The following is a 1,916-nucleotide window of genomic DNA, read 5'->3' on the forward strand; positions in this document are numbered from 1 at the left end:
GGCTCACGGCGGCGGTGAAGAATCTTGGAAAGATCGGTCGGAGGCGGCGTCAGGAGTCTGGTGTGGAAAGCGCATCCGATCTTCCGCCGTCGGCTCGTGCGGAGTTCCAGAAGTTCTATCGCGACATGCTTGTCCACTACGGCATCGAGGGGCGGTATATCCGCGCCGGTCGTGCGAACGAGAACGGGGACGTCGAGCAGAGTCACCATCGGCTCAAGCGTGCGATCGACCAGGAACTGATGCTTCGTGGCAGCCGGGACTTCGCGAGCCGTGCCGAGTATGAGGCGTTCCTCCGCGACATGTTCATCCGCCGGAACGCTGGACGGCGCGAGCGCTTCGAGGCGGAGCGACGGATGCTTCGCCCGCTTCCGCCGACCGCCTGCCAGACCTCGCGTGAGATCACTGTTCACGTGTCGAGTTCCAGTTTAGTGCGGGTTCTCGCGAACGTCTATTCGGTGGATAGCCGGCTGATCGGGGAGTATTTGAAGGCGCGCATCCGGGCCGAGTTGATCGAACTGTTCCACGGCCAGCGGCTGGTCCAGACATGCCCCCGGTTGATCGGAAAGGGCAGGGCGAAGATCGACTATCGGCACGTGATCCGGTCGCTCGTGCGCAAGCCGGGTGCGTTCGCGGAGTATCGCTACCGCGAGGAACTTTTTCCGAACCTAGCCTTCCGACTGGCCTATGACCGGTTGCGGCGGGAGAATCCGGCGGGTGCCGACCGCGAGTATCTGCGGATTCTCGAGATGGCGGCACTCGACGGCGAGGAGGCGGTGAAGTCGGCGCTCGAGGTGCAGGCGACGGAAACGGTCTCGCCGTCGGTCGCGCGGACGAGGGAATTGCTGGAACGGGGCATGACACCAATCGACCCATTACAGGTGGAGATCGTCCCGCCTGAACTGGCGGAATACGACCGACTGCACTCGGGGAGGTGGGTGGCATGACTGACGCGGCTGAAATTCGCAAGCGCTTACGTGGTGCCTTTATCGCGTTGCGGCTTCCCACCATGCGGGAGACGTTCGCGGCGGAAGCGGAGCGTGCCGTCCGTGAGAATCTCAATCACGAGCATTTCCTCCTCCACATGGTCGAGCGCGAGTGTGAGGAGCGCCGGGAGCGGCGGGTGGAACGACTGCTCTTCGATTCCCGTCTTCCGCTTGGCAAGACTCTCTCCGCGTTCGACATGAAGCGCTTGTCGGTGAAGGCGCGGGCGCAGACGAGCATGTTGCTCACCGGTGAGTTTGTCGGTCGCCGGGATAACGTGCTCGCCTTCGGCTTGCCGGGAACGGGCAAGACGCATCTGCTCTGCGGGATCGCACGTGAACTCGCACTTGCGGGTCACAAGGTCCAATACTGGTCTTGCGTGGCGCTCGTCCAAGAACTGCTTCAGGCGAAACGCGAATTTCGTCTAAACGCGAAACTGAAGATGCTCTCCCGCTACGATGTTCTACTGCTCGATGACATCGGCTACGTCGAGCAAAGTCGTGAGGAGATGGAGGTCCTCTTCACCCTCCTCGCTGAGCGCTACGAGCGGGGCAGCGTGATGATCACGAGCAACTTGTCGTTCTCGAAGTGGGAGAAAATTTTCAAGGATCCGATGACGACCGCCGCCGCGGTGGACCGCCTGATCCACCACTGCGTGATTCTCGAACTCAACGTGAAGAGTTACCGACGCGAGGAGGCAGAGCAGAAAGCAGGATAAAATTTTTTTCTTCCCTGTCCCCGCCCCCCCTCGGGGGGGCGGGGACAGGGAAGACACCTAGGACCGGGGACCGGAACCAACAACCGGACCCGAACTAAGCCCCGTAACCCAAGAAGGGAATAGAAAGGAACCATGCGCCGTTCTACAACATTCAACTACCCGCAATTATAATTGTCGCCAAACCTCAATTATAGTTGACGTTGGACACTTTGCGACT

Annotated in this window: 2 protein-coding genes; both read left to right on the forward strand. The window is 60.7% G+C overall.

Annotated features, from left to right (window positions below):
• Positions 1 to 944, forward strand: a 944-nt coding sequence (locus Q8K99_00015) for an IS21 family transposase (GenBank protein ID MDP2180939.1), incomplete at its 5' end; no start/stop codon positions are given.
• Positions 941 to 1,699: an IS21-like element helper ATPase IstB gene (gene istB, locus Q8K99_00020; protein MDP2180940.1), complete on the forward strand. Its 759-nt coding sequence runs from the start codon at positions 941 to 943 to the stop codon at positions 1,697 to 1,699. The genes Q8K99_00015 and istB, both read left to right, overlap by 4 nt.
• Positions 1,700 to 1,916: the final 217 nt, after the last annotated feature.

The sequence above is a fragment of the Actinomycetota bacterium genome (assembly GCA_030682655.1).
Lineage (GTDB): Bacteria > Actinomycetota > Coriobacteriia > Anaerosomatales > JAUXNU01 > JAUXNU01.